General features: G+C 72.2%; 17 protein-coding genes. 7 read left to right on the top strand and 10 right to left on the bottom strand.

Annotated elements, in window-relative coordinates:
- Nucleotides 1-20 precede the first annotated feature (20 nt).
- The 9 genes from ACFY4A_RS22475 to rsmI all read right to left on the bottom strand — a co-directional run bounded on the left by ACFY4A_RS22475 (nt 21) and on the right by rsmI (nt 11,623).
- Nucleotides 21-1,862: a PQQ-binding-like beta-propeller repeat protein gene (locus ACFY4A_RS22475; protein ID WP_390831146.1), complete on the bottom strand. Its 1,842-nt coding sequence runs from the start codon at nt 1,860-1,862 to the stop codon at nt 21-23.
- Nucleotides 1,863-2,131: 269 nt separating this feature from the next.
- Nucleotides 2,132-3,946 (bottom strand): ABC-F family ATP-binding cassette domain-containing protein, encoded by a 1,815-nt coding sequence (locus ACFY4A_RS22480; RefSeq protein WP_390831147.1) that lies wholly within the window; start codon nt 3,944-3,946, stop codon nt 2,132-2,134.
- Between the two features lie 727 nt (nt 3,947-4,673).
- Nucleotides 4,674-5,108 carry a VOC family protein gene (locus ACFY4A_RS22485; protein ID WP_390831148.1) on the bottom strand — a complete coding sequence of 145 codons (435 nt, stop codon included), beginning with the start codon at nt 5,106-5,108 and terminating at the stop codon, nt 4,674-4,676.
- A 498-nt stretch (nt 5,109-5,606) separates the two neighbouring features.
- Nucleotides 5,607-6,500, bottom strand: coding sequence for a 4-(cytidine 5'-diphospho)-2-C-methyl-D-erythritol kinase (locus tag ACFY4A_RS22490; RefSeq protein ID WP_390831149.1), 894 nt, complete (start codon nt 6,498-6,500; stop codon nt 5,607-5,609).
- The gene (gene rsmA, locus ACFY4A_RS22495) at nt 6,497-7,366 is read right to left on the bottom strand and encodes a 16S rRNA (adenine(1518)-N(6)/adenine(1519)-N(6))-dimethyltransferase RsmA (protein ID WP_390831150.1); all 870 of its coding nucleotides are present in this window, start codon (nt 7,364-7,366) and stop codon (nt 6,497-6,499) included. Before rsmA ends, ACFY4A_RS22490 begins: the two co-directional genes overlap by 4 nt.
- 125 nt (nt 7,367-7,491) lie before the next feature.
- The gene (locus tag ACFY4A_RS22500) at nt 7,492-8,892 is read right to left on the bottom strand and encodes a ubiquitin-like domain-containing protein (RefSeq protein ID WP_390831184.1); all 1,401 of its coding nucleotides are present in this window, start codon (nt 8,890-8,892) and stop codon (nt 7,492-7,494) included.
- Between the two features lie 209 nt (nt 8,893-9,101).
- Nucleotides 9,102-10,031: a TatD family hydrolase gene (locus ACFY4A_RS22505; RefSeq protein WP_390831151.1), complete on the bottom strand. Its 930-nt coding sequence runs from the start codon at nt 10,029-10,031 to the stop codon at nt 9,102-9,104.
- Nucleotides 10,032-10,086: 55 nt separating this feature from the next.
- Nucleotides 10,087-10,539 carry a hypothetical protein gene (locus tag ACFY4A_RS22510; RefSeq protein WP_390831152.1) on the bottom strand — a complete coding sequence of 151 codons (453 nt, stop codon included), beginning with the start codon at nt 10,537-10,539 and terminating at the stop codon, nt 10,087-10,089.
- A 235-nt stretch (nt 10,540-10,774) separates the two neighbouring features.
- On the bottom strand, nt 10,775-11,623 hold the full coding sequence (gene rsmI, locus ACFY4A_RS22515; RefSeq protein WP_390831153.1) for a 16S rRNA (cytidine(1402)-2'-O)-methyltransferase: 849 nt from the start codon (nt 11,621-11,623) through the stop codon (nt 10,775-10,777).
- Between the two features lie 97 nt (nt 11,624-11,720).
- On the opposite strand from rsmI, the gene ACFY4A_RS22520 reads away from it, so the two are divergent.
- From ACFY4A_RS22520 to ACFY4A_RS22530, 3 genes are all read left to right on the top strand, one after another.
- On the top strand, nt 11,721-13,469 hold the full coding sequence (locus ACFY4A_RS22520) for a dolichyl-phosphate-mannose--protein mannosyltransferase (protein ID WP_390831154.1): 1,749 nt from the start codon (nt 11,721-11,723) through the stop codon (nt 13,467-13,469).
- 106 nt (nt 13,470-13,575) lie between these two features.
- On the top strand, nt 13,576-15,201 hold the full coding sequence (locus ACFY4A_RS22525) for a penicillin-binding transpeptidase domain-containing protein (protein ID WP_390831155.1): 1,626 nt from the start codon (nt 13,576-13,578) through the stop codon (nt 15,199-15,201).
- A gap of 288 nt (nt 15,202-15,489) precedes the next feature.
- Complete coding sequence (locus ACFY4A_RS22530) at nt 15,490-17,163, top strand: penicillin-binding transpeptidase domain-containing protein (protein ID WP_390831156.1); 1,674 nt, start codon at nt 15,490-15,492, stop codon at nt 17,161-17,163.
- Between the two features lie 69 nt (nt 17,164-17,232).
- On the opposite strand, the gene ACFY4A_RS22535 is transcribed toward ACFY4A_RS22530, so the two are convergent.
- Nucleotides 17,233-17,592 (bottom strand): SsgA family sporulation/cell division regulator, encoded by a 360-nt coding sequence (locus tag ACFY4A_RS22535; RefSeq protein ID WP_390831157.1) that lies wholly within the window; start codon nt 17,590-17,592, stop codon nt 17,233-17,235.
- Between the two features lie 166 nt (nt 17,593-17,758).
- On the opposite strand from ACFY4A_RS22535, the gene ACFY4A_RS22540 reads away from it, so the two are divergent.
- The 4 genes from ACFY4A_RS22540 (at nt 17,759) to ACFY4A_RS22555 (ending at nt 21,835) form a co-directional block, all read left to right on the top strand.
- Entirely contained in the window at nt 17,759-18,814 is a 1,056-nt protein-coding gene (locus ACFY4A_RS22540) for an energy-coupling factor ABC transporter permease (protein ID WP_390831158.1), read from the top strand.
- A gap of 1 nt (nt 18,815) precedes the next feature.
- A complete protein-coding gene (cbiQ, locus tag ACFY4A_RS22545) occupies nt 18,816-19,577 on the top strand; it encodes a cobalt ECF transporter T component CbiQ (protein WP_390831159.1) in 762 nt (253 codons plus the stop codon).
- A gap of 205 nt (nt 19,578-19,782) precedes the next feature.
- Nucleotides 19,783-20,532: an energy-coupling factor ABC transporter ATP-binding protein gene (locus ACFY4A_RS22550; protein WP_390831160.1), complete on the top strand. Its 750-nt coding sequence runs from the start codon at nt 19,783-19,785 to the stop codon at nt 20,530-20,532.
- Nucleotides 20,533-20,665: 133 nt separating this feature from the next.
- Nucleotides 20,666-21,835 carry a serine hydrolase domain-containing protein gene (locus ACFY4A_RS22555; RefSeq protein ID WP_390831161.1) on the top strand — a complete coding sequence of 390 codons (1,170 nt, stop codon included), beginning with the start codon at nt 20,666-20,668 and terminating at the stop codon, nt 21,833-21,835.
- Nucleotides 21,836-21,855 lie beyond the last annotated feature (20 nt).

The following is a 21,855-nucleotide window of genomic DNA, read 5'->3' on the forward strand; positions in this document are numbered from 1 at the left end:
CGTGACGCGGCCGGCCGGGCTCACTTGCCGTAGGCGAGCATCAGCTTCTCCTTCGTGTCGGCCTTTCCGCGCAGCCGGGTGGTGGAGAGGTAGAAGCGCCCGTCGACCCAGTCGACGGCCCGCGAGTAGAAACCGTTCTCGATCGACGCGGTGCCCTCCGGGTTCTGGAGCAGCTTCACCGGAGTGTGGGCCGAGCCCGCCGTGGCCACGGACACGATCTGGCCGCCCGCGTCGTACGACGGCTCGACGTACACGATGAGCTGCCCGTTCTCCACCTTGAGCGGCATCATCGAGGTGTCCGTCGGGGACTTCACGCGCCACTTCTCCTTGCCGGTGGCGAGGTTGAGGGCGACGATCTCGTTGGCGCCGGTGGTGACGTCGGTGGGCAGGTAGAGGGTCTCGGCGTCGGAGGCGACGGCCTGGCAGCCCTGGAGGTTACGGGCGAGGACGGCCCAGCCGCACTGGGCGTTGAAGTTCGCCTTGGTGTCCACCTGGGAACGGATGGCGCCGCCGCTCAGCGTCGAGATGTTCCAGTGCTTCTTGTCCTTGTCCACCGAGTACAGGACCACCGGGTCGACGGAGTAGACACGCTCGACCGACCAGTCCTTGGGAATCTTCTTGGTCCACCTGACCGCGCCGGTGGCGGGGTCGAGCTCCTGCACCTCGTCGTGCTCGTTCGAACCGCCCGCCCCGCAGGACGACACCGAGAGCAGCCGGGCGCCGCCGGCGAAGGCGCCGGGGAAGCAGGCCTGGCCGTAGCGCCGCTTGTCGAAGAGCTTCCTGCCGCTGTCGACGTCGTACGCCGTGCCCGACTGCGAGCGGCCCACCATCAGCGTCTTGCCGGCCACGGTCATCTCGATGCTGAGCGTGCTGTCGAACAGCTCGCCGTCCTCGACCTTGACGGTCCAGCCCTTCGCCCCGGTGTTCAGGTCGATCTGCTGGAGCTGGTTGCACTTGGCGCGGTCGCTGCTGCCGCTCATGTAGGCCACGACCACCTTGTCGTCGGCCGTCTTCTGCGGTGTCACCGCGCAGATCTTCTCCGGGAACGTGATCGGTTCCCAGGTGGGCCTGCCGTCAGCGACGTTGTAGGCGAAGACCTGCTTGTACGCCGCCTTCACCGCCGTCTTGCCGGTGATCCACATACCGGGGGCCTCGGCGCCGCCACCGGGCGCGGCGGGCGCCTCCTTGTACCAGAGCACCCTGGCCTCGCCGGACTTGCGGCCCGCGTTGAGGTCCTCCGCCTCCCCCTTGCCGTCGCCGCTGCCGTCCCCGGGGTTGACCGGGGCGTCGGAGGAGCCGGACTTCGAGGGCTTCGCGTCGCCGCTCGCCTCGGCGACCGGCTTCTTGCCGTCGTCGCCGCTGACGGCCCACACGGTGACGCCGACGACGAGCACGGCGGCCACCGCGGCGCCGATGATGGCCGCGGTCCTGCCCTTGAACGGGCTGCCGGAGCCGCCGGGGGGCGGGGTGCCGGGCGCGCCCGCGAAGTGCGGCTGCTGCGGATAGCCGTATCCGGGCTGCTGCCCGTACGGCCCCGGCTGCTGCGGCTGCCCGTACGGGCCGGGCGCGGCGGGCGCTCCGTAGGGACCGGGCTGGGCGTAGGGCCCGGGCTGCTGCGGGTAGCCGTAGCCGGGCTGGGGCTGCGGCGGTCCCGCGGGCGGGGGCGGGGTCTGCGGGGGCTGGGCCGGGGGCGGGGGCGTGGCCTGGTACGGGTCCTGGGGAGCACCGAAGCCGCCCTGCGCCGGCGGGGTCTGCGGGGGCCCGAAGCCGCCGGACTGCGGCGGCTGGTCCTGCGGTTGCTGCGGCTGATCCTGCGGTGCTCCGAAGCCGCCCTGGGGCGGCCGGCTGGGCGGCTGAGACATCAGCGCGCTTCCCCCTCAATCACTGCTTTTTAGCCACGCCCTGAGGTACTCGACGCACCCAGAGCCGTCCGGGAAAGTCCCCGGACGGCTCATTCTTATCACTCGCAACCCGCCCGCCACCGGCCCACATCGGCCCCTGTTCCCAAGGGAGGACCGCCCCGTGACGCGCCCGTTATGCGTGGCGGGCCCGGGGGAACTACCCTCCAGAAAACCACCACGCCCCGTTCACACGGGGCGTGCGCCCGCCCGTGACGCGCCCGTCCGTACCGCTAAGCTTCCTCGGCGAGTTCGAGCCAGCGCATCTCCAGTTCCTCCCGCTCACCCGCCAACCCACGCAGCTCGGCGTCGAGTTCGGCTACCTTCGCGAAGTCGGTGGCGTTCTCGGCGATCCGCGCGTGCAGCGTGGACTCCTTCTCAAAGATGCGGTCCAACTGCCGCTCGATCTTCTGCAGTTCCTTCTTCGCGGCGCGCAGTTCGGCGGCGCTCCGCTCGGGCGCGGCCTGTTCGGCGGCGGGCGCCGGGGCCGGGGCGGCGGCCGCGGCCTGCTGCTCCATCCGCTGCCGCCGCTCCAGGTACTCGTCGATGCCGCGCGGCAGCATCCGCAGCGTGCCGTCGCCGAGGAGCGCGTACACCGTGTCGGTGGTGCGCTCGACGAAGAAGCGGTCGTGGGAAATGACGATCATCGAGCCGGGCCAGCCGTCGAGGACGTCCTCGAGCTGGGTGAGGGTCTCGATGTCGAGGTCGTTGGTGGGCTCGTCGAGGAAGAGCACGTTGGGCTCGTCCATGAGCAGGCGCAGGAGTTGCAGCCGCCGCCGCTCACCGCCGGACAGGTCGCCCACCGGCGTCCACTGCTTCTCCTTGCCGAAGCCGAACGTCTCGCACAGCTGCCCGGCGGTCATCTCCCGCCCCTTGCCGAGGTCGACGCGCTCGCGCACCCGCTGCACGGCCTCCAGGACCCGCCAGTCGGGGTCGAGTTCGGCGACCTCCTGGGAGAGGTAGGCGAGCTTCACGGTCTTCCCGACGGCGATCCGCCCGGCGGCGGGCTGTGCCTCGCCCTCGGTGCGGGCGGCGTCCGCCATGGCCCGCAGCAGGGAGGTCTTCCCGGCGCCGTTGACGCCGACGAGGCCGACCCGGTCGCCCGGCCCGAGCTGCCAGGTGACGTGCTTGAGCAGCACCTTGGGCCCGGCCTGCACGGTGACGTCCTCGAGGTCGAGGACGGTCCTGCCCAGCCGCGAGGAGGCGAACTTCATCAGCTCGCTGCTGTCCCGCGGCGGCGGCACGTCCTTGATCAGCTCGTTGGCGGCCTCCACGCGGAAGCGCGGCTTGGAGGTGCGGGCGGGGGCGCCGCGCCGCAGCCAGGCCAGCTCCTTGCGGATCAGGTTCTGCCGCTTGGCCTCCTCGGAGGCGGCGATGCGTTCGCGCTCGGCGCGGGCGAAGACGTAGTCGGAGTAGCCGCCCTCGTACTCGTACACCGCCCCGCGCTGCACGTCCCACATCCGGGTGCAGACCTGGTCGAGGAACCACCGGTCGTGGGTGACGCACACCAGCGCGGAGCGGCGCTCGCGAAGGTGCCGGGCGAGCCAGGAGATGCCCTCCACGTCCAGGTGGTTGGTGGGCTCGTCCAGGACGAGCAGGCCCTGCTCCTCGATGAGCAGCTTGGCCAGCGCGATCCGCCGCCGCTCACCGCCGGACAGCGGCCCGATGACGGTGTCGAGGCCCTTGGGGAAGCCCGGCAGGTCGAGCCCGCCGAACAGTCCGGTCAGGACGTCCCTGACCTTGGCGTTGCCCGCCCACTCGTGGTCGGCCATGTCCCCGATGACCTCGTGGCGGACGGTGGCCGCCGGGTCGAGGGAGTCGTGCTGCGTGAGCACCCCGAGCCGCAGTCCGCCGGAGTGCGTGACCCGTCCGGTGTCGGCGTCCTCCAGCCTGGCCAGCATCCGGATCAGCGTGGTCTTGCCGTCACCGTTGCGCCCGACGACCCCGATCCGGTCCCCTTCGGACACACCGAGCGAGACACCGTCGAGCAGGGCGCGCGTGCCGTACACCTTGCTGACGTTCTCGACATTGACCAGGTTGACGGCCATTTCACTCCTGTGCGCGGGGGTCGGTCAGCCTTCTAGCGTAGGGCCTCGCGGGCAGGGGGCGGTGCGCAAAGGGACGGTCACTCTTTGTGATGACCAGATCGGTGAACCGGCCGCCCGGCGACGGGTCGTCAGCGGCGCAGGACGCCGGCGACCCGCTCCCTGCCCAGGATGGCGGGCGTCCTCGCACCCGGCGGGGGTGACCGGGCGGGGGCCCACCCACTTGCGGGAGTAGCCGCTCGGGTCGTCCTGGTCGGGATACGTGCGCCGGTGGGAGCGTACGAACACTGGTGGCGGTAGACGCGGCCAGCGGCGTCCCGGGCCCCACCGTCGTCGTCGAGGGCGGGGCGGATGGACTGGCGGAGGGTGATGCAGCGGACCGGGGCGTCGGGATGCCCGGCCCACCGGGGCGTCGGGATGCCCGGCACCGGCCCGGCGCAGGCGCTTGCGGGCGGCTGCGGCGGGCCGGACCTCCTCGGACCGCCGCGGGCCGCGCCGGGCGTCGGCGGGCCGGCGGATCAGCACTAGGGTGCCCAGCAGTGTCCGGATCACCCTCAGCTGGTCGTCGTCGATGCCGTTGACGCGGTCGGCGTCCACCCCGTACCGGTCCCTGCTCGTGGACGGCGAAGGGTGGTTCTGGATCAGGACCGTTGGCGCACCGTGGGACGGCGACCCTCGTGATGGCGAACTGCACCAGTCGACTCGCGAAGGCGCCGACGTTCGCGGCAACTCAGTCCAGACAGAACTCGTTGCCCTCGATGTCCTGCATCAGGAGGCACGACTCGTTGTCGCCATCGGCGAGCAGTAGTCGCACGCGTACCGCGCCGAGCGCGACCAGTCGTGCGCATTCGGCCTCAAGTGCGGCCAGGCGCTCTTCACCCACGAGCCCGGTGCCGACTCGCACGTCAAGATGCAGCCGATTCTTGACGACCTTGCCTTCCGGAACGCGCTGGAAGTACAGTCGCGGGCCCACGCCTGAGGGATCACTGCAGGCGAACGCTGAACCCTGCCGCTCAGGCGGCAGCGAGCGATCGAAATCGTCCCACGTAGCAAACCCCTCCGGTGGCGACGGTACGACGTACCCCAACACCTCGCACCAAAAGCGAGCGACGCGCTCAGGTTCTGCGCAGTCGAAGGTGACTTGGAACTGCTTGATCGACGCCATCGGTCCATCGTAGAGGCGGGGTCTTTCGCCGTCTCCACGGGCCCACCCCTGGCTGGGTTGTGGCGCATGCGGCCGACCCTTGGCGATGAGTGGGACCCCGAGCTGGGCGTTGTCCGCGGGACGACTTCGGAGCGGTCCCGCGACCGACGCCCCGTCAGCCGCCCCACGAGGCCCGACAGATCCTTGGCGTCGGTCTCACCTCGGCTGCGCCACCGCGATGCTCAACGGCTGCTCCACCCCGGACTCCCCTCGTCGAATCGCAAGATCAGCCTACAGAGCGGCCACACAGCCAGCCGTTGCGCACCTGCCGCAGAAGCCTGCCGTCTTCCACCAACACATCACCGCTTGCCCGAACTCAACGCCCCCGACCTCGTCACTCAAAGTCACTGTTCAAGACTGCCGACGGACCATTACACGACAGTTGAATACGCGAGCCCACCGGTATCAAGCCCCGACATCGATCTGACGGGTTTCGAGCGAATCCGAGACGTCAGTGCCTCAGAGCACCGTCGCCCCCGCCGCCGGCGACCCGGCGGCCCGGGCCGCACGGCAGGTCCCCGACGCGAGCAAGGCCCGAGCCACCGCGGTCGCCGCCTCCGCGTCGGCCACGAGGAACGCCGTCGTCGGTCCCGAGCCCGACACCAGGCCCGCCAGTGCTCCCGCCGCGCGACCCGCCGCGAGGGTGTTGGCGAGGGACGGGCGCAGGGAGAGCGCGGCGGGCTGGAGGTCGTTGGAGAGCGCCGCGGCGAGGGCGGCGGTGTCCCCCTTCTCCAGGGCGGCCAGCAGGTCCTCGGAGGCGACCGGTTCGGGGATGTCCGTGCCCTCGCCGAGCCGGTCGAACTCGCGGAACACCGCCGGGGTGGACAGCCCGCCGTCGGCCATCGCGAACACCCAGTGGAAGGTGCCGCCGACCTCCAGCGGGCGCAGCTTCTCCCCGCGCCCGGTGCCCAGCGCCGCCCCGCCCACCAGGCTGAACGGCACATCACTGCCCAACTCGGCGCAGATGCCAAGGAGTTCGTCGCGGGAGGCGTTCGTGCCCCACAGCGCGTCACAGGCCACCAGCGCGCCCGCGCCGTCCGCGCTGCCGCCCGCCATGCCCCCGGCGACCGGGATGTCCTTGGCGATGTGGATGTGCACGGCGGGGCTGCGCCCGTGGCGTTCGGCGAGGGCGAGGGCCGCGCGGGCGGCGAGGTTCGTACGGTCCATGGGGACCTGGCCGGCGTCCGGGCCCGCGCACGTCACGCGCAGCTCGTCGGCCTCGGTGACCGTGACCTCGTCGTACAGGCCGACCGCGAGGAAGACGTTCGCCAGGTCGTGGAAGCCGTCCGGGCGGGCGGCGCCGACCGCGAGCTGGACGTTGACCTTGGCCGGGACGCGTACGGTGACGCTCACTTACCGGTCTCCTTGTGTTCGGCGATCCGTGCGAACTCCTCCACCGTCAGCGACTCGCCCCGCGCCTGCGGGGAGACCCCGGCGGCGACCAGGGCCGCCTCCGCCGCCGCGGCCGACCCGGCCCACCCGGCGAGCGCGGCCCGCAGGGTCTTGCGGCGCTGGGCGAAGGCCGCGTCGACGACGGCGAAGACCTCCTGCTTGGTGGCGGTGGTCCTGATCGGTTCCGTGCGCCGGACCAGGGACACCAGTCCGCTGTCGACGTTCGGCGCGGGCCAGAACACAGTGCGGCCGATGGCCCCGGCCCGCTTGACCTCGGCGTACCAGTTGGCCTTCACGGACGGCACGCCGTAGACCTTCGAGCCGGGCGCCGCCGCGAGCCGGTCGGCGACCTCCGCCTGCACCATCACGAGGGTGCGCTCGATGCTCGGGAAGGTGTCGAGCATGTGCAGCAGGACGGGCACGGCCACGTTGTAGGGGAGGTTCGCGACCAGGGCGGTGGGCGCGGGGCCCGGCAGCTCGGTGACGTGCATGGCGTCGGAGTGGACCAGCGCGAAACGGCCGGCGCGCTCCGGCATGCGGGCGGCGACGGTCGCGGGCAGCGCGGCGGCGAGTACGTCGTCGATCTCGACGGCGGTGACCCGGTCGGCGGCCTCCAGCAGGGCGAGGGTGAGGGAGCCGAGCCCCGGGCCGACCTCGACGACCACGTCCTCGGGGTGGACGTCGGCGGTGCGGACGATGCGGCGGACGGTGTTCGCGTCGATCACGAAGTTCTGGCCGCGTTGCTTGGTGGGGCGTACGCCGAGTGCTGCCGCCAGTTCGCGGACGTCGGCGGGGCCCAGGAGGGCGTCGGGGGCGGGGCTGCTCACGGCACAAGGGTACGGGGGCGTGGGTGAGCCGATTGCCACGGCCGCCCGGAGCCGGGGCCGGCCCGCGGCCGCCCGAAGCGGAGGCCGGCGCACCAGGGGACGGCTCGCCCGCACCCGCCGCCGGCCTACCCCCGCAGCCGGTCACCGCAGCGGGGCCAGGGGCTCGCGCCCCGGATCACGTACAGCTTCTTCGCGCGGTGGGTCTGCTCCTGCGCCGGGGCGTCCTGGGGGCGGCCCCGGCCGCCGAGTCTGTGCCAGGTGCCTTCGTCGAACTGGTACAGGCCGCCGTACGTGCCCGAGGGGTCCACGGCGTCCGGCCGGCCGCCGGACTCGCACTGCGCCAGCCCCTGCCAGTCGAGGTGGTCGGCGCCCCGTACCGACCGCGGGTGCGCCTTGGTGCCGACCTTCACGATCTGCGTCCGCGGCGCGCGCACGACCTCCGACCCCACGCGCCACGGCCGCTGCCGCACGCCGTTGACCGTGCGCACGGAGTACGTGATCCGGCGCACGCCCGGCTGCCCGGCCCGCTCGACTACCTCCGTGCCCTTGAACAGGGACGGGTCGGCGGCGCGCCGCACGGCGAACGGGATGAGCTCCTCGCGCGCCTCCCGGCTCCCGGTGATCCGCAGCACGCTGACCGTCTGCCCGTCGCGCGGGAAACTGCCCGGCGCCACGGAGGTGGTGTCCTGGCCCCGCAGGGTGATCCCGGCCTCCTCCACCACGTCCCGCACGGTGGCCGCGTTGGTGCGGACGGTGCGGGCGCGGCCGTCCGCCATGACGGTCACCGCACGCTCGGTGCGCACGTCGAGCACGAGTCCGGCGCGGCCGATGGGCTTCGAGCGCGCGGCCGACAGATACGCGCCCTCCGCGCGCACACCCAGTTGCCCGAGCGCCTCCTCGACCGTGCGCGCTGTCGTCCACACCTCGCGGCGGTGTCCGTCGAGCGTGAGCCGGACCGGCCGGCCATGGCGGACGGTGATCTCGTCGCCGCTGGTGAGCGCGGCCTCCGGGGCGGGCAGCACCACATCGTGCGGCCCGAGCCGGACGCCCTCGTCGGCCAGCAGTCCGGAGACGTCGTCGGCGAAGGTGTGCAGGGTGCGCCCGCTGCCGTCGACGCTGAGCTCGATCGCCTTGTCCTCGGCCACGAACGCGGTGGTCCCGCCCGCCAGGAACGCGACGACCAGCGCGCGGGGCAGCAGCCGGCGCACGCACGCCTCCGGCCGCTCCGTGTACCGCGCCCCGCGCCGCCGCGCGCCCCGGTGCGTGCCGCTCCCTGCGCCGCTGCCCGTACCGCTTCCGGCCTGACGGGTCTGCCGGGGCAGTACCGGCTCGGTGGGCTCGTGGGCGGTGGACCGGCGGAGGGACTCGTAGGCGGGCCGGTACGGGTCCGCGTACGGCGACACGTGGGGCCCGCACGGCAGCGTCTGAGCGGTGTGCACGTCGTCGCGGACGACGGCGCGCTCGTACTGCCGGTACGGGCCGTGCTGCTCGTACTGCTCGTACTCCACATACGGGTTGTACTGCACATGTGGGTCGCACTGCGCATACGGGTTGTACTGCTCGTACGGTCCGCCGTCCTGCTCGTACGGGCTGTACGGCCCGTAAGGCTCATAGCTCTCGCATGCCTCGTATACGCCGTAAGAGCCGTAAGTTCCGTAGGCCTCGTACCGCAGATCGCTCACGCGGCCAGAACCTAGCGGAGCGCCCGTCACTCTCCAAAGCGCTCCGGGTGCGCTCAGTAGCCGAAAGCGCGGGCCGTGTTGTCCGCCAGCGCCGTCGCCAGGGTGTCCTCGTCGATGCCGCGCACGGCGGCCATCGCACGCACCGTGACCGGAACGAGGTACGGGGCGTTGGGCCGTCCGCGGTACGGCGCCGGGGTCAGGAAGGGCGCGTCCGTCTCCACCAGGACCAGTTCCAGCGGGGCGACGGCGAGGGCGTCCCGCAGGTTCTGGGCGTTCTTGAAGGTGACGTTGCCGGCGAAGGACATGTAGTAGCCGGCACGGGCGCACACCTCGGCCATCTCCGCGTCGCCCGAGTAGCAGTGGAACACCGTCCGCTCGGGGGCACCCTCCTCCTTGAGGACGCGCAGGACGTCGGCGTGCGCGTCCCGGTCGTGGATGACGAGGGCCTTGCCGTGCCGCTTGGCGATCTCGATGTGGGCGCGGAAGGACCGCTCCTGCGCCGCCTTGCCCTCGGGGCCGGTGCGGAAGTAGTCGAGCCCGGTCTCGCCGACGCCCTTGACCTGGGGCAGCGCGGCCAGCCGGTCGATCTCGGCCAGGGCCTCGTCCAGCCCGGCGTCCCCGCCCGGCTCGCGCGCGCCCTGCCGCGACCATCCCGCCAGTCGCCCACCACCACCCTTGTCCGAGTCGCTTCGCGACGCCCCCTCGATGGGATCGCCGTGCACGATGCGCGGGGCCTCGTTCGGGTGCAGGGCGACCGTCGCATGGACGCTGTCGTACGCCGCGGCCGTCTCGGCGGCCCACCTCGAGCCGTTGACGTCGCAGCCGACCTGGACGACCGTCGTCACGCCCACCGACGCGGCCTTGGCCAGGCCCACCTCGACCGTGCCGGACTGCATGTCGAGGTGGGTGTGGGAGTCGGCGACCGGTATCCGGAGCGGCTCCGGAAGCGGGGGCGCCGCGTTCTTGTCGGCGTTCGAAGGCATGCCCCGATCCTACGGAAGGGGCTGGTCCTCATCGTTCGCCGTCCGCCGGCGCTCCTCAGCCCGCCTTGCGGTGGAAGGGGTGCAGCAGGTCCGACAGATGCCAGTGGTGGTCGTCGTGGCCGGTGTGGGCGTCCTGCACGCGGTCCGCCGCCTCCTCCCCCGGCGGGGACGTCTCGACCCGGTCCACCACGGGTGCCGCCGGCCGGTGCCGCGGCTCCTCGTGCCGGTGCAGATGGCTCTGCGCGGACGACACCCGGCCGGCCATCATGATCCGGACGACGCGACCGTCGCAGTTCTGGCAGTTCGGCCGGCTCAGCGGGGACGGCACGACACGGCCGTCCGCCACGTACCGCACGCACTCGTTGCCGTCGCCGTCCGTGTAGTGCTCTATCTCGTACGACTGCTCCCAGCCGTGCCCGCACCTCATGCAGGCGAAGGAATAGGACTCGTTGACGACGGCGGTGGCCGTACTGCGGTGGCCGTACCGCTGCCCTTGGATGTCGCTCACGCCAGCTCCTCGTGTCCGCTGGGCAAAAGGGAGGGTTGTCCCGCCGTCCAGTGAACTCCTCCGCCGTCCGCCACGCACAAGGCCTGGGGAGTGTTGGAGGCGTTTTGGTCCCCGCTTGCCAAAGGGTCCCTCCGACGGCCGAAGTCCCTTTGCCTTCCCGGACGGCTCTTTGCCGCCCCATGGGGCGCCCGCTCATCAGAGATGCGCCCTGCTCAGAGCGGGTGTGAGCGAGGTCTCACGCCCCCGCGCGCTTGGCGGCGACCACCGCGTCGAACACCTCCCGCTTGGGCACCCCCGCCTCGGCGGCGACCGCCGCGATGGCCTCCTTGCGGCGTTCCCCGGCCTCCTCGCGGACCCGTACCCGGCGCACCAGTTCCTCGGCGCCGATCTCCTCGGGCCCCTTCTCGGGCGCCCCCTCGACCACGACGGTGATCTCGCCGCGCACGCCCTCGGCGGCCCACGCGGCCAGCTCCCCGAGCCCGCCGCGCCGCACCTCCTCGTAGGTCTTGGTCAGCTCCCGGCACACGGCGGCCCGCCGCTCGGCGCCGAACACCTCGGCCATCGCCGCGAGCGTGTCGTCGAGCCGGTGCGGGGCCTCGAAGTAGACCAGCGTGCGCCGCTCGTCCGCGACCTCCCGCAGCCGGGTCAGCCGCTCGCCCGCCTTGCGCGGCAGGAACCCCTCGAAACAGAACCGGTCGACCGGCAGCCCGGACAGCGCGAGCGCGGTGAGCACGGCGGACGGGCCCGGCACGGCCGTCACCCGGACGTCCTGCTCCACGGCGGCCGCGACCAGCCGGTAGCCCGGGTCGGACACGGACGGCATGCCCGCGTCCGTCACCAGCAGCACCCGCGCCCCGCCGAGCAGTTCCTCGACCAGCTCCGGTGTGCGGGCGGCCTCGTTGCCCTCGAAGTACGACACCACGCGCCCCTTCGGGGTGACGCCGAGCGCCTGGGCGAGCCGGCGCAGCCGCCGGGTGTCCTCGGCGGCTACCACGTCCGCGCCGGCCAGCTCCTCGGCGAGCCGGGGCGGAGCGTCCTGGACGTCGCCGATGGGAGTGCCCGCCAAAACAAGGGTTCCAGTCACGCACCCCATCCTCTCAAGTGCCGTCGCGGGCGGACGCGTCCCGGCCGGTACCGGCCATGCGCGGGACTCACACAGCACGGTTCCCTACGATGGCGCGGTGACCAGTACCGCGTCCCACACGGACACCCGGCAGGGCCCGGCCCCGCACGACCAGCGGCCGACGTGGCAGCAGCGCCTGCGCCGCTTCGGCTACTCCGCGGGGCCCGCGAGCGGCGGCAGTGGTGTCGTCGACCGTCTGGTGCCGCCCTATGCGCAGCCCGGTGAGCGCCTGTGGGCGGCCCTCGGCATCCCGCGGAACCTCGCCGACCGGATCGTCCGCTGGTCGGGCTGGGGCGGTCCGCTGCTGGTCACGCTGGTGGCGGGCGCGCTTCGGTTCTGGAATCTGGGCAGCCCGAAGGCGGTGATATTCGACGAGACGTACTACGCCAAGGACGCGTGGGCGCTCGTCCACCGCGGCTTCGAGGTCAACTGGGACAAGAACGCCAACGACCTGATCCTCAAGACCGGCGGGCACATCCCCATCCCCTCGGACGCGGCCTATGTCGTGCACCCGCCGGTCGGCAAGTACGTGATCGGCCTCGGCGAGCTGCTCTTCGGGTTCGACCCGTTCGGCTGGCGTTTCATGACGGCCCTGCTCGGCACGCTGTCGGTGCTGATGCTGTGCCGGATCGGCCGGCGCCTCCTGCGCTCCACCTTCCTCGGCTGCCTTGCGGGCGCGCTGATGGCGGTGGACGGCCTGCACTTCGTGATGAGCCGGACCGCGCTGCTGGACGGCGTGCTGATGTTCTTCGTGCTGGCCGCCTTCGGCTGCCTGCTGATCGACCGCGACCGGACCCGGGAGAAACTCGCCGCCGCCCTCCCCGCCGACGCCGACGGACGGGTCCGTCCCGACGACTGGGTGGCCCGGACGGCCCGCCTGGGGTGGCGCCCCTGGCGCTGGGCGGCGGGCGTCATGCTCGGCCTGGCGTCCGGCACCAAGTGGAACGGGCTCTACATCCTGGCCGCGTTCTGTGTGATGGCCGTCTTGTGGGACGTCGGCTCCCGCAAGGTGGCCGGCGCCCGGCACCCGTACCTGGCCGTGCTGGAGCGGGACACCGGCATCACGTTCCTGGCCACGGTCCCGGTCGCGATCGCCGTCTACTTGGCCTCCTGGACCGGCTGGATCCGCTCCCCCGCCGACGGCACCGGCGGCTACTACCGCGACTGGGCCGTGACCGACGGCAAGGGCGGCTTCTTCACCTTTCTGCCGGACTGGCTGCGCAGCCTGTGGCACTACGAGCACGAGGTCTTCAAGTTCCACGTCGGCCTGTCCTCGCCGCACACCTACCAGTCCAACCCGTGGAGCTGGATCGTCGACGGCCGCCCGGTGTCGTACTTCTACGAGTCGCCCTCGCCCGGCACGGCGGGCTGTCCCAAGGACGCGGTCGGCAAGTGCGCCCGCGAGGTCCTCGCCCTCGGCACCCCGATGCTGTGGTGGGCGGCCTGCGCCGCGCTGGTGTACGTCCTGTGGCGCTGGTTCTTCCGCCGCGACTGGCGCGCGGGTGCCATCGCCTGCGCCGCCGCCGCCGGCTACCTGCCCTGGTTCATGTACCAGGAGCGCACGATCTTCTTCTTCTACGCCATCGTCTTCCTCCCCTTCCTCTGCCTGGCGGTGGCGATGCTGATCGGCGCGATCGTGGGCCCGCCCGGCTCCTCGGAGACCCGCCGCGTCGCGGGCGCGACCGGCGCGGGCGTCCTGTTCCTGCTGATCGCCTGGAACTTCGTCTACTTCTGGCCGCTGTACACCGGCACGGCGATCCCCATCGACTCCTGGCGTTCACGTATGTGGCTTGATACCTGGGTTTGAGTCAGCGGGCTGATCACTGTTCGGACACCATTCGAAGACAGCCCTCACCGTTTCCCCGGCGGCCACTTACAGTGCGGTGGGGCCGCAACGGGGAGGGAGCGCTTCCATGCGCAAGGGGGTCAAGGCCGCCGTCGTCGGCGGGGTGTTCGCCCTGATGATCGGCGGGGCGGGGTACGGGACGTACAACTTCGTGTCCGCGCTGAACGGGGACACGGTCGCCGGCGGCGGGCCGGCGCCCGCCAGGACCGGGCCGCCGAGCCGGGACGAGGTGAAGGAGACCTCGGCGAAGTTCTTCGCGGCCTGGGAGAAGAACGAGGCGGCGGAGGCCGCGTCGTACACGGACTTCCCCGAGGCGGCCGAGCAGTTGCTCACGGCCTACGGACGCGACGCGCACATCACCGATGTGAAGATCACGCCCGGGACCGCCTCCGGGACCACCGTGCCCTTCTCGGTCAAGGCCACCGTGTCGTACGACGGGAAGTCCGAGCCGCTGGCCTACGACAGCCGGCTGAGCATCGTGCGGGGCGTGTCCACCCACCAGCCGCTGGTCGACTGGCAGCCTTCGGTCGTCCACCCCGACCTGGTCAAGGGGGACACGCTCGTCACCGGAGAGTCGGCGTCCCCGCCGATCGAGGCCGTCGATCGCGACGGCGCCGTGCTGACCAAGGAGAAGTACCCCTCGCTCGGGCCGATCCTGGACGAGCTGCGGGCCAAGTACGGCGACAAGGCGGGCGGCGAGCCGGCGGTCGAGCTGAGCATCCGGCACGAGGACACCGGCGCCGCCGAGACCCCGCTGATCACCCTCGCCAAGGGCCGGCCGGGCAAGCTGCGCACCACCCTCAGCGCGAGTGCGCAGGCGGCGGCCGAGCAGGCCGTGCGGCGGTATGCCGAGTCGTCCGTGGTCGCCGTGAAGCCGTCCACCGGCGAGGTGCTCGCGGTCGCCAACCACCGGGCCGACGGTTTCAACGCGGCCTTCCTCGGCCGGCTCGCGCCCGGCTCGACCATGAAGATCATCAGCGCGGCGACCCTCATCGACAACGGGATCACGACGGCCGCCGGTCCCGCACCCTGCCCGAACGAGGCGGTGTGGCAGAGCCAGACCTTCCACAACCTCAAGAACATGCCGCCCAACGAGCACGCCACCCTCTCGGAGAGCTTCGCCCGGTCCTGCAACACGGCGTTCGTGAAGTACGCGGACGAGGTCCAGGTGGACTCCCTGACCAAGGAGGCCGAGGAGCGCTTCGGGCTCGGCCGGGACGACTGGAAGGTCGGCATACCGTCCTTCGACGGCTCCGTCCCCGCCTCCGGCGGCCCGGACACCGCCGCCAACCTGATCGGGCAGGGCCAGGTCCAGATGAGCCCGCTGAACATGGCGTCGGTGACGGCGACCGCGATGACCGGCACCTTCCGCCAGCCCGTCATCGTGTCCTCCAAGCTCGACGGTCGCCCGCTGGCCCAGGCCCGGGGCCTGTCGGCGGCCACGGTCGCCCAGCTGCGGCAGATGATGAACCGCACCGCCGTCAGCGGCACCGCGGCCCCGGCGATGTCCGGTCTCGGCGGCAGCATCGGCGCGAAGACCGGCTCCGCCGAGGTGGACGGCCAGGTCAGGTCCAACAGCTGGTTCACCGGTTACCGCAACGACATGGCGGCCGCCGCCATGACCCAGGAGGGCGGCCACGGCGGCGACGCGGCGGGCCCGATCGTGGCGGCCGTCCTGCGCACGGCGGGCTGACGGCCTTCGAACGACCACACACCGGTCGGGCAGCATCGCCCGGCCGGATCGCACGCCCGGACAGGCAGCACGCCCGGACGGGCAACTGACAGCCCACTCCCGGCAGGACCGGCACCCCCGCCCCGGGCGAGACCCGGCCCCCGCGCAGCGGGACCCGGCCCCGGGATGGACCGGAACCCCACCCCCCGGACGCATCCGCGAGAGAGGCCCTAGGGTGGGGCCGTCATTGAGGATCGTGGGGGCAGTGGGGCTACGGGGCCCCGGGGGATTGGCGGAGGACGGAAGGCAGTGGGCAAGAGAAGGCGCGTCGCCGAGCGACGGAAGACGACTCCGGCCGTGGTCGGCGGGGTGATCGCCGTGGTCGTCGTCGGTGCCGGCATCGGCGCCTACGCGCTGTACAGGGGCGGTGCGGGGGCCGACGACGGGACGCAGACCTCGGCCGGCCACGGCGAGGCCGAGAAGAAGACCGGCCCGCTGTCGGCGGCAGAGGTGCGGACCGCGGCCGAGGGGTTCCTGGCGGCCTGGCAGCAGGGCAAGCCCGCCGAGGCGGCCGCCGCGACCACCGACACCGCGGCGGCCACCGCCCTGCTGACCGCCTACGCCAAGGACGCGCACCTGAAGGACGTCACCCTGACCGCGGGCACCGCCGCGGGCGGCAAGGTGCCGTTCTCCGTGAAGACCACGGTCTCGTACAAGGGGCTGACCAAGCCGCTGACGTACGACAGCGCGCTGACCGTCGTCCGGGGCGCCGCGGACGGCAAGCCGGTCGTGGACTGGCACGCCTCCGTCGTGCACCCCGAGCTGAAGGACGGCGACAGCCTCGTCACCGGAGAGTCCGGCACCCCGCCGGTCAAGGCCCTCGACCGGGACGGCGACGAGATGACCACCGCCGAGTACCCGTCGCTGGGCCCGGTCCTGGACGGGCTGCGCGAGAAGTACGGCGAGACGGCCGGCGGCAGCGCGGGCGTGGAACTGCGCGTGATCCGCGGCAAGGCGTCGAAGAAGGCCGAGCTGTCCGACAAGACGCTCGTCGAGCTGAGCAAGGGCACGCCGGGCACGGTGAAGACGACACTGAGCCCGTCCCTCCAGGCGGCGGCCGAGAAGGAGGTGTCCAGGACCGAGCGGGCCTCGGTGGTCGTGATGCGTCCGTCGACCGGCGAGATCCTCGCGGTGGCGAACTCCAACCACGGCTTCAACACGGCCCTACAGGGTTCCCTCGCCCCCGGCTCCACGATGAAGATCGTCACCTCGTCGCTGCTCTTCGAGAAGAACCTGGCCTCGGCGGACAAGCCGCACCCCTGCCCGAAGACCTTCACCTACGGTGGCTGGAAGTTCCACAACGACAAGAAGTTCGAGATCAAGGGCGGCACCTTCAAGGCGAGCTTCGCCCGCTCCTGCAACACGGCCTTCATCAGCCAGGCGGGGAAGCTGAAGAACTCCGACCTGACCCAGCAGGCCCAGCAGGTCTTCGGCCTGGCGCTGGACAACTGGGCGATCGGGGTGCCGTCCTTCGACGGCGCGGTCCCGGTGCAGTCGGCGGCCCCGATGGCCGCCTCACTCATCGGGCAGGGCGGAGTCCGCATGAACCCGCTGAACATGGCGTCGGTGGCCGCGACGGTCAAGGCGGGTGTCTTCCACCAGCCGTACCTGGTCTCCCCGTCCGTCGACAACCGCAAGCTGGCCACGGCCTCCCGGACGATGTCCGCCTCCACACTGTCCCAGCTGCGCGAGGTGATGCAGTACACCGCCGCGTACGGCACGGCCGCCCAGGCCATGGCCGGCCTCGGCCCGGACTACGGCGCGAAGACGGGCTCCGCAGAGGTCGACAACCAGAAGAAGGCCAACGGCTGGTTCACCGCATACCGCGGCGACCTCGCAGCCGCGGGTGTCGTCCAGGCGGGCGGCCATGGCGGCGACACGGCCGGTCCGATAGTGGCGTCCCTGCTGAAGGCGGGGAGCTGACGGCGGCGGGACACATCACGGTGACGTGAGTCCGTCTGCGTCACCGGCGGATCCTCGTCACCCGTGGCGTCACCGGTGGGCGACGACCGCCGGTGACGCCGACGCCCGATAGGTCCGCCGCAGGAACCTGAGCACCGTCTTCGTCTCGAGCTGCACCACCGAGACACCGCGCGCGGAGTGGAACTCGATCACGGCCTGCACCCGGCCGCAGGGCCACACCCGCACGTCACCGCTGCCGGCCGGGGCGCGCAGCCCCTGTTCGAGCAGTGACCGGGGGAAGGTCCACTCGTGCGGGCCGGGCAGGTCGACCCGCACGGCGCGCGGATCCTGAAGGGGGTCGTAGCGCAGGACGACCGGGACGGCCCCGACGTCGTCGGGGACGTCGTCCGTGAGGATGTGGGCTCGTGCGTGCTGTTCGACTACCGACATCGGACGACCCCTTACGCTGTGTGACCTGTGCGAGGGCTACGCATCCGCTTTCCCTCCAATGTCGCACATTTACAGGATTGCGCTCCTCGAACATCAGGGGAACGGCGCACATCCACGAGGTCGTCGCTCTTGCAAGAGGTTCGCAACAAGCCTTTATCATCGAACGGTGCATGTGCCTGACGGATTCATCAACGCCCCCACCTCCGCCGTCGCCGGAGTCGTCGCCGCCGGCGCCGTCGCCGTGAGCCTGCGCGGTGCGCGCCGGGAACTCGACGAACGGACCGCGCCGCTGGCCGGTCTCGTCGCGGCGTTCATCTTCGCCGTGCAGATGCTGAACTTCCCTGTCGCGGCCGGCACCAGCGGCCACCTCCTCGGCGGGGCACTGGCCGCGATACTCGTGGGCCCCTTCACCGGGGTCCTCTGCGTCAGTGTCGTCCTGCTCATGCAGGGCATCCTCTTCGCCGACGGCGGCCTGACCGCGCTCGGCGTCAACATCACCGACATGGCGATCGTCACGACGGTGGTGGCCTACGCCGTCTTCCGCGGACTGGTGAAGGTGCTCCCGCGGAGCCGCCGCTCGGTCACCGCGGCCTCCTTCGCCGCCGCGCTCCTCTCCGTCCCGGCCGCCGCCGTCGCCTTCACGCTGATCTACGCGGTCGGCGGCACCACCGACGTGGCGATCGGCAAGGTCGCCACCGCCATGATCGGCGTGCACGTCCTGATCGGCATCGGCGAGGCCGCGATCACCGCGCTGACCGTCGGCGCCGTCATCGCCGTGCGCCCGGACCTGGTGTACGGCGCGCGCGGCCTGGAGCAGCGCCTGAAGCTGCGGGTGAACGGCGAACTCGTCGACGCCCCCGCGGCCGACCCGGCGCCCGTGCCCGCCACCGCCCGGTCCCACCGCAAGCTGTGGATCACCGGCCTGGTCACCTCCCTCGTCCTCGCCGGTTTCGTCAGCTTCTACGCCTCGGCCAACCCCGACGGCCTGGAGAAGGTCGCCCACGACCAGGGCATCGACAAGAAGGAGGAACGGCACGCCTCGGCCGGCTCCCCACTCGCCGACTACGGCGTGAAGGACGTCTCCGACGCCCGGCTGTCCGGCGGGCTCGCGGGCGTGATCGGCGTCGGGGCGACCGTCGTCGCGGGCAGCACGGTCTTCTGGGTGGTCCGCAGGCGGCGTACGGCCGCCGAGCCCTCCACTCCCTCCTCTCAGGCCGTCTGACATGGGGGCGGGCCACGCGCACCGGCTGTACCGGCACGGGCACTCCCCCGTGCACGCACTGCCGCCGCACACCAAACTGGCCGCGGCCTTCGCCTTCGTCGTGGTCGTGGTGTCGACCCCGCGGGAGGCGATGTGGGCGTTCGCCGTATACGCCGCCCTGCTCGCCGTCGTCGCCTCCGCCGCCCGCGTGCCCGCCGGCTTCCTGCTCAAGCGGCTGCTGATCGAGGTCCCGTTCGTCGCGTTCGCGGTGCTCATGCCGTTCGTGGCCCAGGGCGAGCGGGTGGACGTCCTCGGGCTGTCCCTGAGCGTGAACGGCCTGTGGGGCGCCTGGAACGTGCTGGCCAAGGGCACCCTCGGCGTCGCCGCGTCCGTACTGCTGGCGAGCACCACGGAACTCCGCGAACTGCTGCTGGGCCTGCAACGCCTGAAGCTGCCGCCGCTGCTGGTGCAGATCGCGTCCTTCATGATCCGCTACGGCGACGTCATCACCGACGAGATGCGGCGGATGCGGATCGCCCGCGAGTCACGCGGGTTCGAGGCGCGCGGGATACGGCACTGGGGCGTGCTCGCCAAGTCCGCGGGCGCGCTGTTCATCCGCTCCTACGAGCGCGGGGAGCGCGTGCACCTGGCCATGGTGAGCCGGGGCTACGCCGGTTCGATGCCGGTCATCGACGAGGTGACCGCGTCCCGGGCGCAGTGGTCGTACGCCCTGGCCCTCCCGGGCGCGGCCCTCGTCGTCTGTCTGCTGGGATGGGTCCTTTGACTCCTCCCCCTTGCGCGCAAAAGGGATTCCTGGCTCACGCTGCTCGGCCGTCCAGCGGACGACCGAGTCTTACACGATCAACACCAGCCGGGTTGAGACCAGCCCGGTTGACGTCAACGTCAAGGAGATGGCGCGTGCTTGGCTCTCGCAACGCACCGTTCGGCGCCGACATCACCCGATCACGCGGTGGGATTCGGAGGGTTTGGTGACACTGTCGCTGGAGATTTCCGGCCTCGCCTTCGCCTACCCCGACGGCCACCAGGCCCTGTTCGGCGTCGACTTCAGCATCGGGCGCGGCGAACGGGTCGCCCTGCTCGGCCCCAACGGCGCCGGGAAGACCACCCTCGTGCTGCATCTGAACGGCATCCTGAGCGGGGGCACCGGGACGGTGACGGTCGCCGGGCTGCCGGTCGGCAGGAAGCACATGGCCGAGATCCGGCAGAAGGTCGGCATCGTCTTCCAGGATCCGGACGACCAGTTGTTCATGCCGACCGTGCGGGAGGACGTGGCCTTCGGGCCCGCGGCGGCCGGGCTGAAGGGGCCGGAGCTGGAGGCGCGGGTCGCCACGGCCCTGGGGCGGGTCGGCATGGGGGACTTCGCCGACCGGCCGCCGCACCACCTCTCCTTCGGCCAGCGCCGCCGGGTCGCGGTGGCGACCGTCCTCGCCATGGAGCCGGAGATCCTGGTCCTGGACGAGCCCTCGTCCAACCTGGACCCCGCCTCGCGCCGTGAACTGGCCGACATCCTGCGCTCGTTGGACGTGACGGTGCTCATGGTCACCCACGACCTGCCGTACGCGCTGGAGTTGTGCCCGCGCTCGCTCGTCCTGAGCGACGGCGTGATCGCGGCGGACGGCCCCACCGGCGAGCTGCTCGCCGACGACGCGCTGATGCGCGCCCACCGCCTGGAGCTCCCCTTCGGCTTCGACCCGCGGTCCGTGACGACGGGCGCGTGACGGGTCGGGACGAGCAGACGCGCGGGCAACGTCGACGTAACGATCGTGCCGAGCCGGCCGGCCCCAGGAATCGCAGGCGGGGGCCACCGGTTGCACCCACTGTCGCGGGCGAAGAGCGGAAGGAGTGGCGGACGTGGACGTGCACGGCACAGTGGCCGAGGGCTTCGAGCCGGTCGGGGAGGCGTTCGCGGCGAACTTCGCGCTGCGGGGCGAGCGGGGCGCGGCGGTGGCCGTGTACCGGGACGGGCACAGGGTCGTGGACCTGTGGGCGGGGGCGCGGGACGTCGACGGTACGGCGGACTCGGCGCCCTGGGAGCGGGGCACCGCGCAGATCGTGCGCTCGGCGACCAAGGGTGTCGCCGCCGCCGTACTCCTGCTGCTGCACCAGCGCGGGGAGCTGGACCTGGACGCGCCGGTGGGGGCGCACTGGCCCGAGTACAAGGCGGCGGGCAAGGAGCGGACCCGCGTCCGCGACCTGCTCGCCCACCGTGCGGGCGTCCCCGTCCTCGACCGGCCGCTGACACCGGAGCAGGCCGCCGATCCGGCGCTGGGCGCCGAGGCGGTCGCCGCGCAGGCACCGGTCTGGGAGCCGGGCACGGACCACGGCTACCACGCGCAGACGTACAGCTGGCTGACCGGCGAGCTGGTGCGGCGGGTCACGGGCCGGACGATCGGCGAGTGGATCGCGCGCGAGGTGGCCGACCCGGTGGGGGCCGACCTGTGGGTGGGGCTGCCGGCGGGAGAGGCCGCGCGTGTGGGCCGGGTGGGCCAGGTGGAGCCGCCGCGCTCCGCCACGGGCCTTCGCACCCGCCCCAAGCGGTCCGTGGCCGAGGCGTACGCGGACCCGGAGTCGCTGACCCGGCGGGCGTTCGCGGCGATCAGCCCGCTGCCCGACGAGAACGACCCCGCCTACCGCGCGGCGGTCCTGCCCGCGTCCAACGGCATCGCCACGGCCGACGGTCTGGCCCGCTTCTACGCGGCCCTGATCGGCGAGGTGGACGGCGGCACCCGCCTGTTCACCCCGCAGACCATGGAACTGGCCCGCACGGAGCACTCCGCCGGGCCCGACCGCGTGCTGGTGGCCCCCACACGCTTCGGGCTCGGCCACATGCTGCACAGTCCCGCGTCCCCCCTGCTCGGCCCCGGTTCCTTCGGCCACCCCGGCCGCGGCGGCGCCCTGGCCTTCGCCGACCCGGACTCGGCCATCGCCTTCGCCTACGTCACCAACGGCTTCCACCCCAATGTGACGGCGGACCCGCGGGCCCAGGCCCTTGTCCACGCGCTACGAACGTCGCCGGCATAGGCGTCACGCACCGCGTGGCC

This window comes from Streptomyces sp. NPDC001292 (assembly GCF_042896465.1).
Taxonomy (GTDB): domain Bacteria; phylum Actinomycetota; class Actinomycetes; order Streptomycetales; family Streptomycetaceae; genus Streptomyces.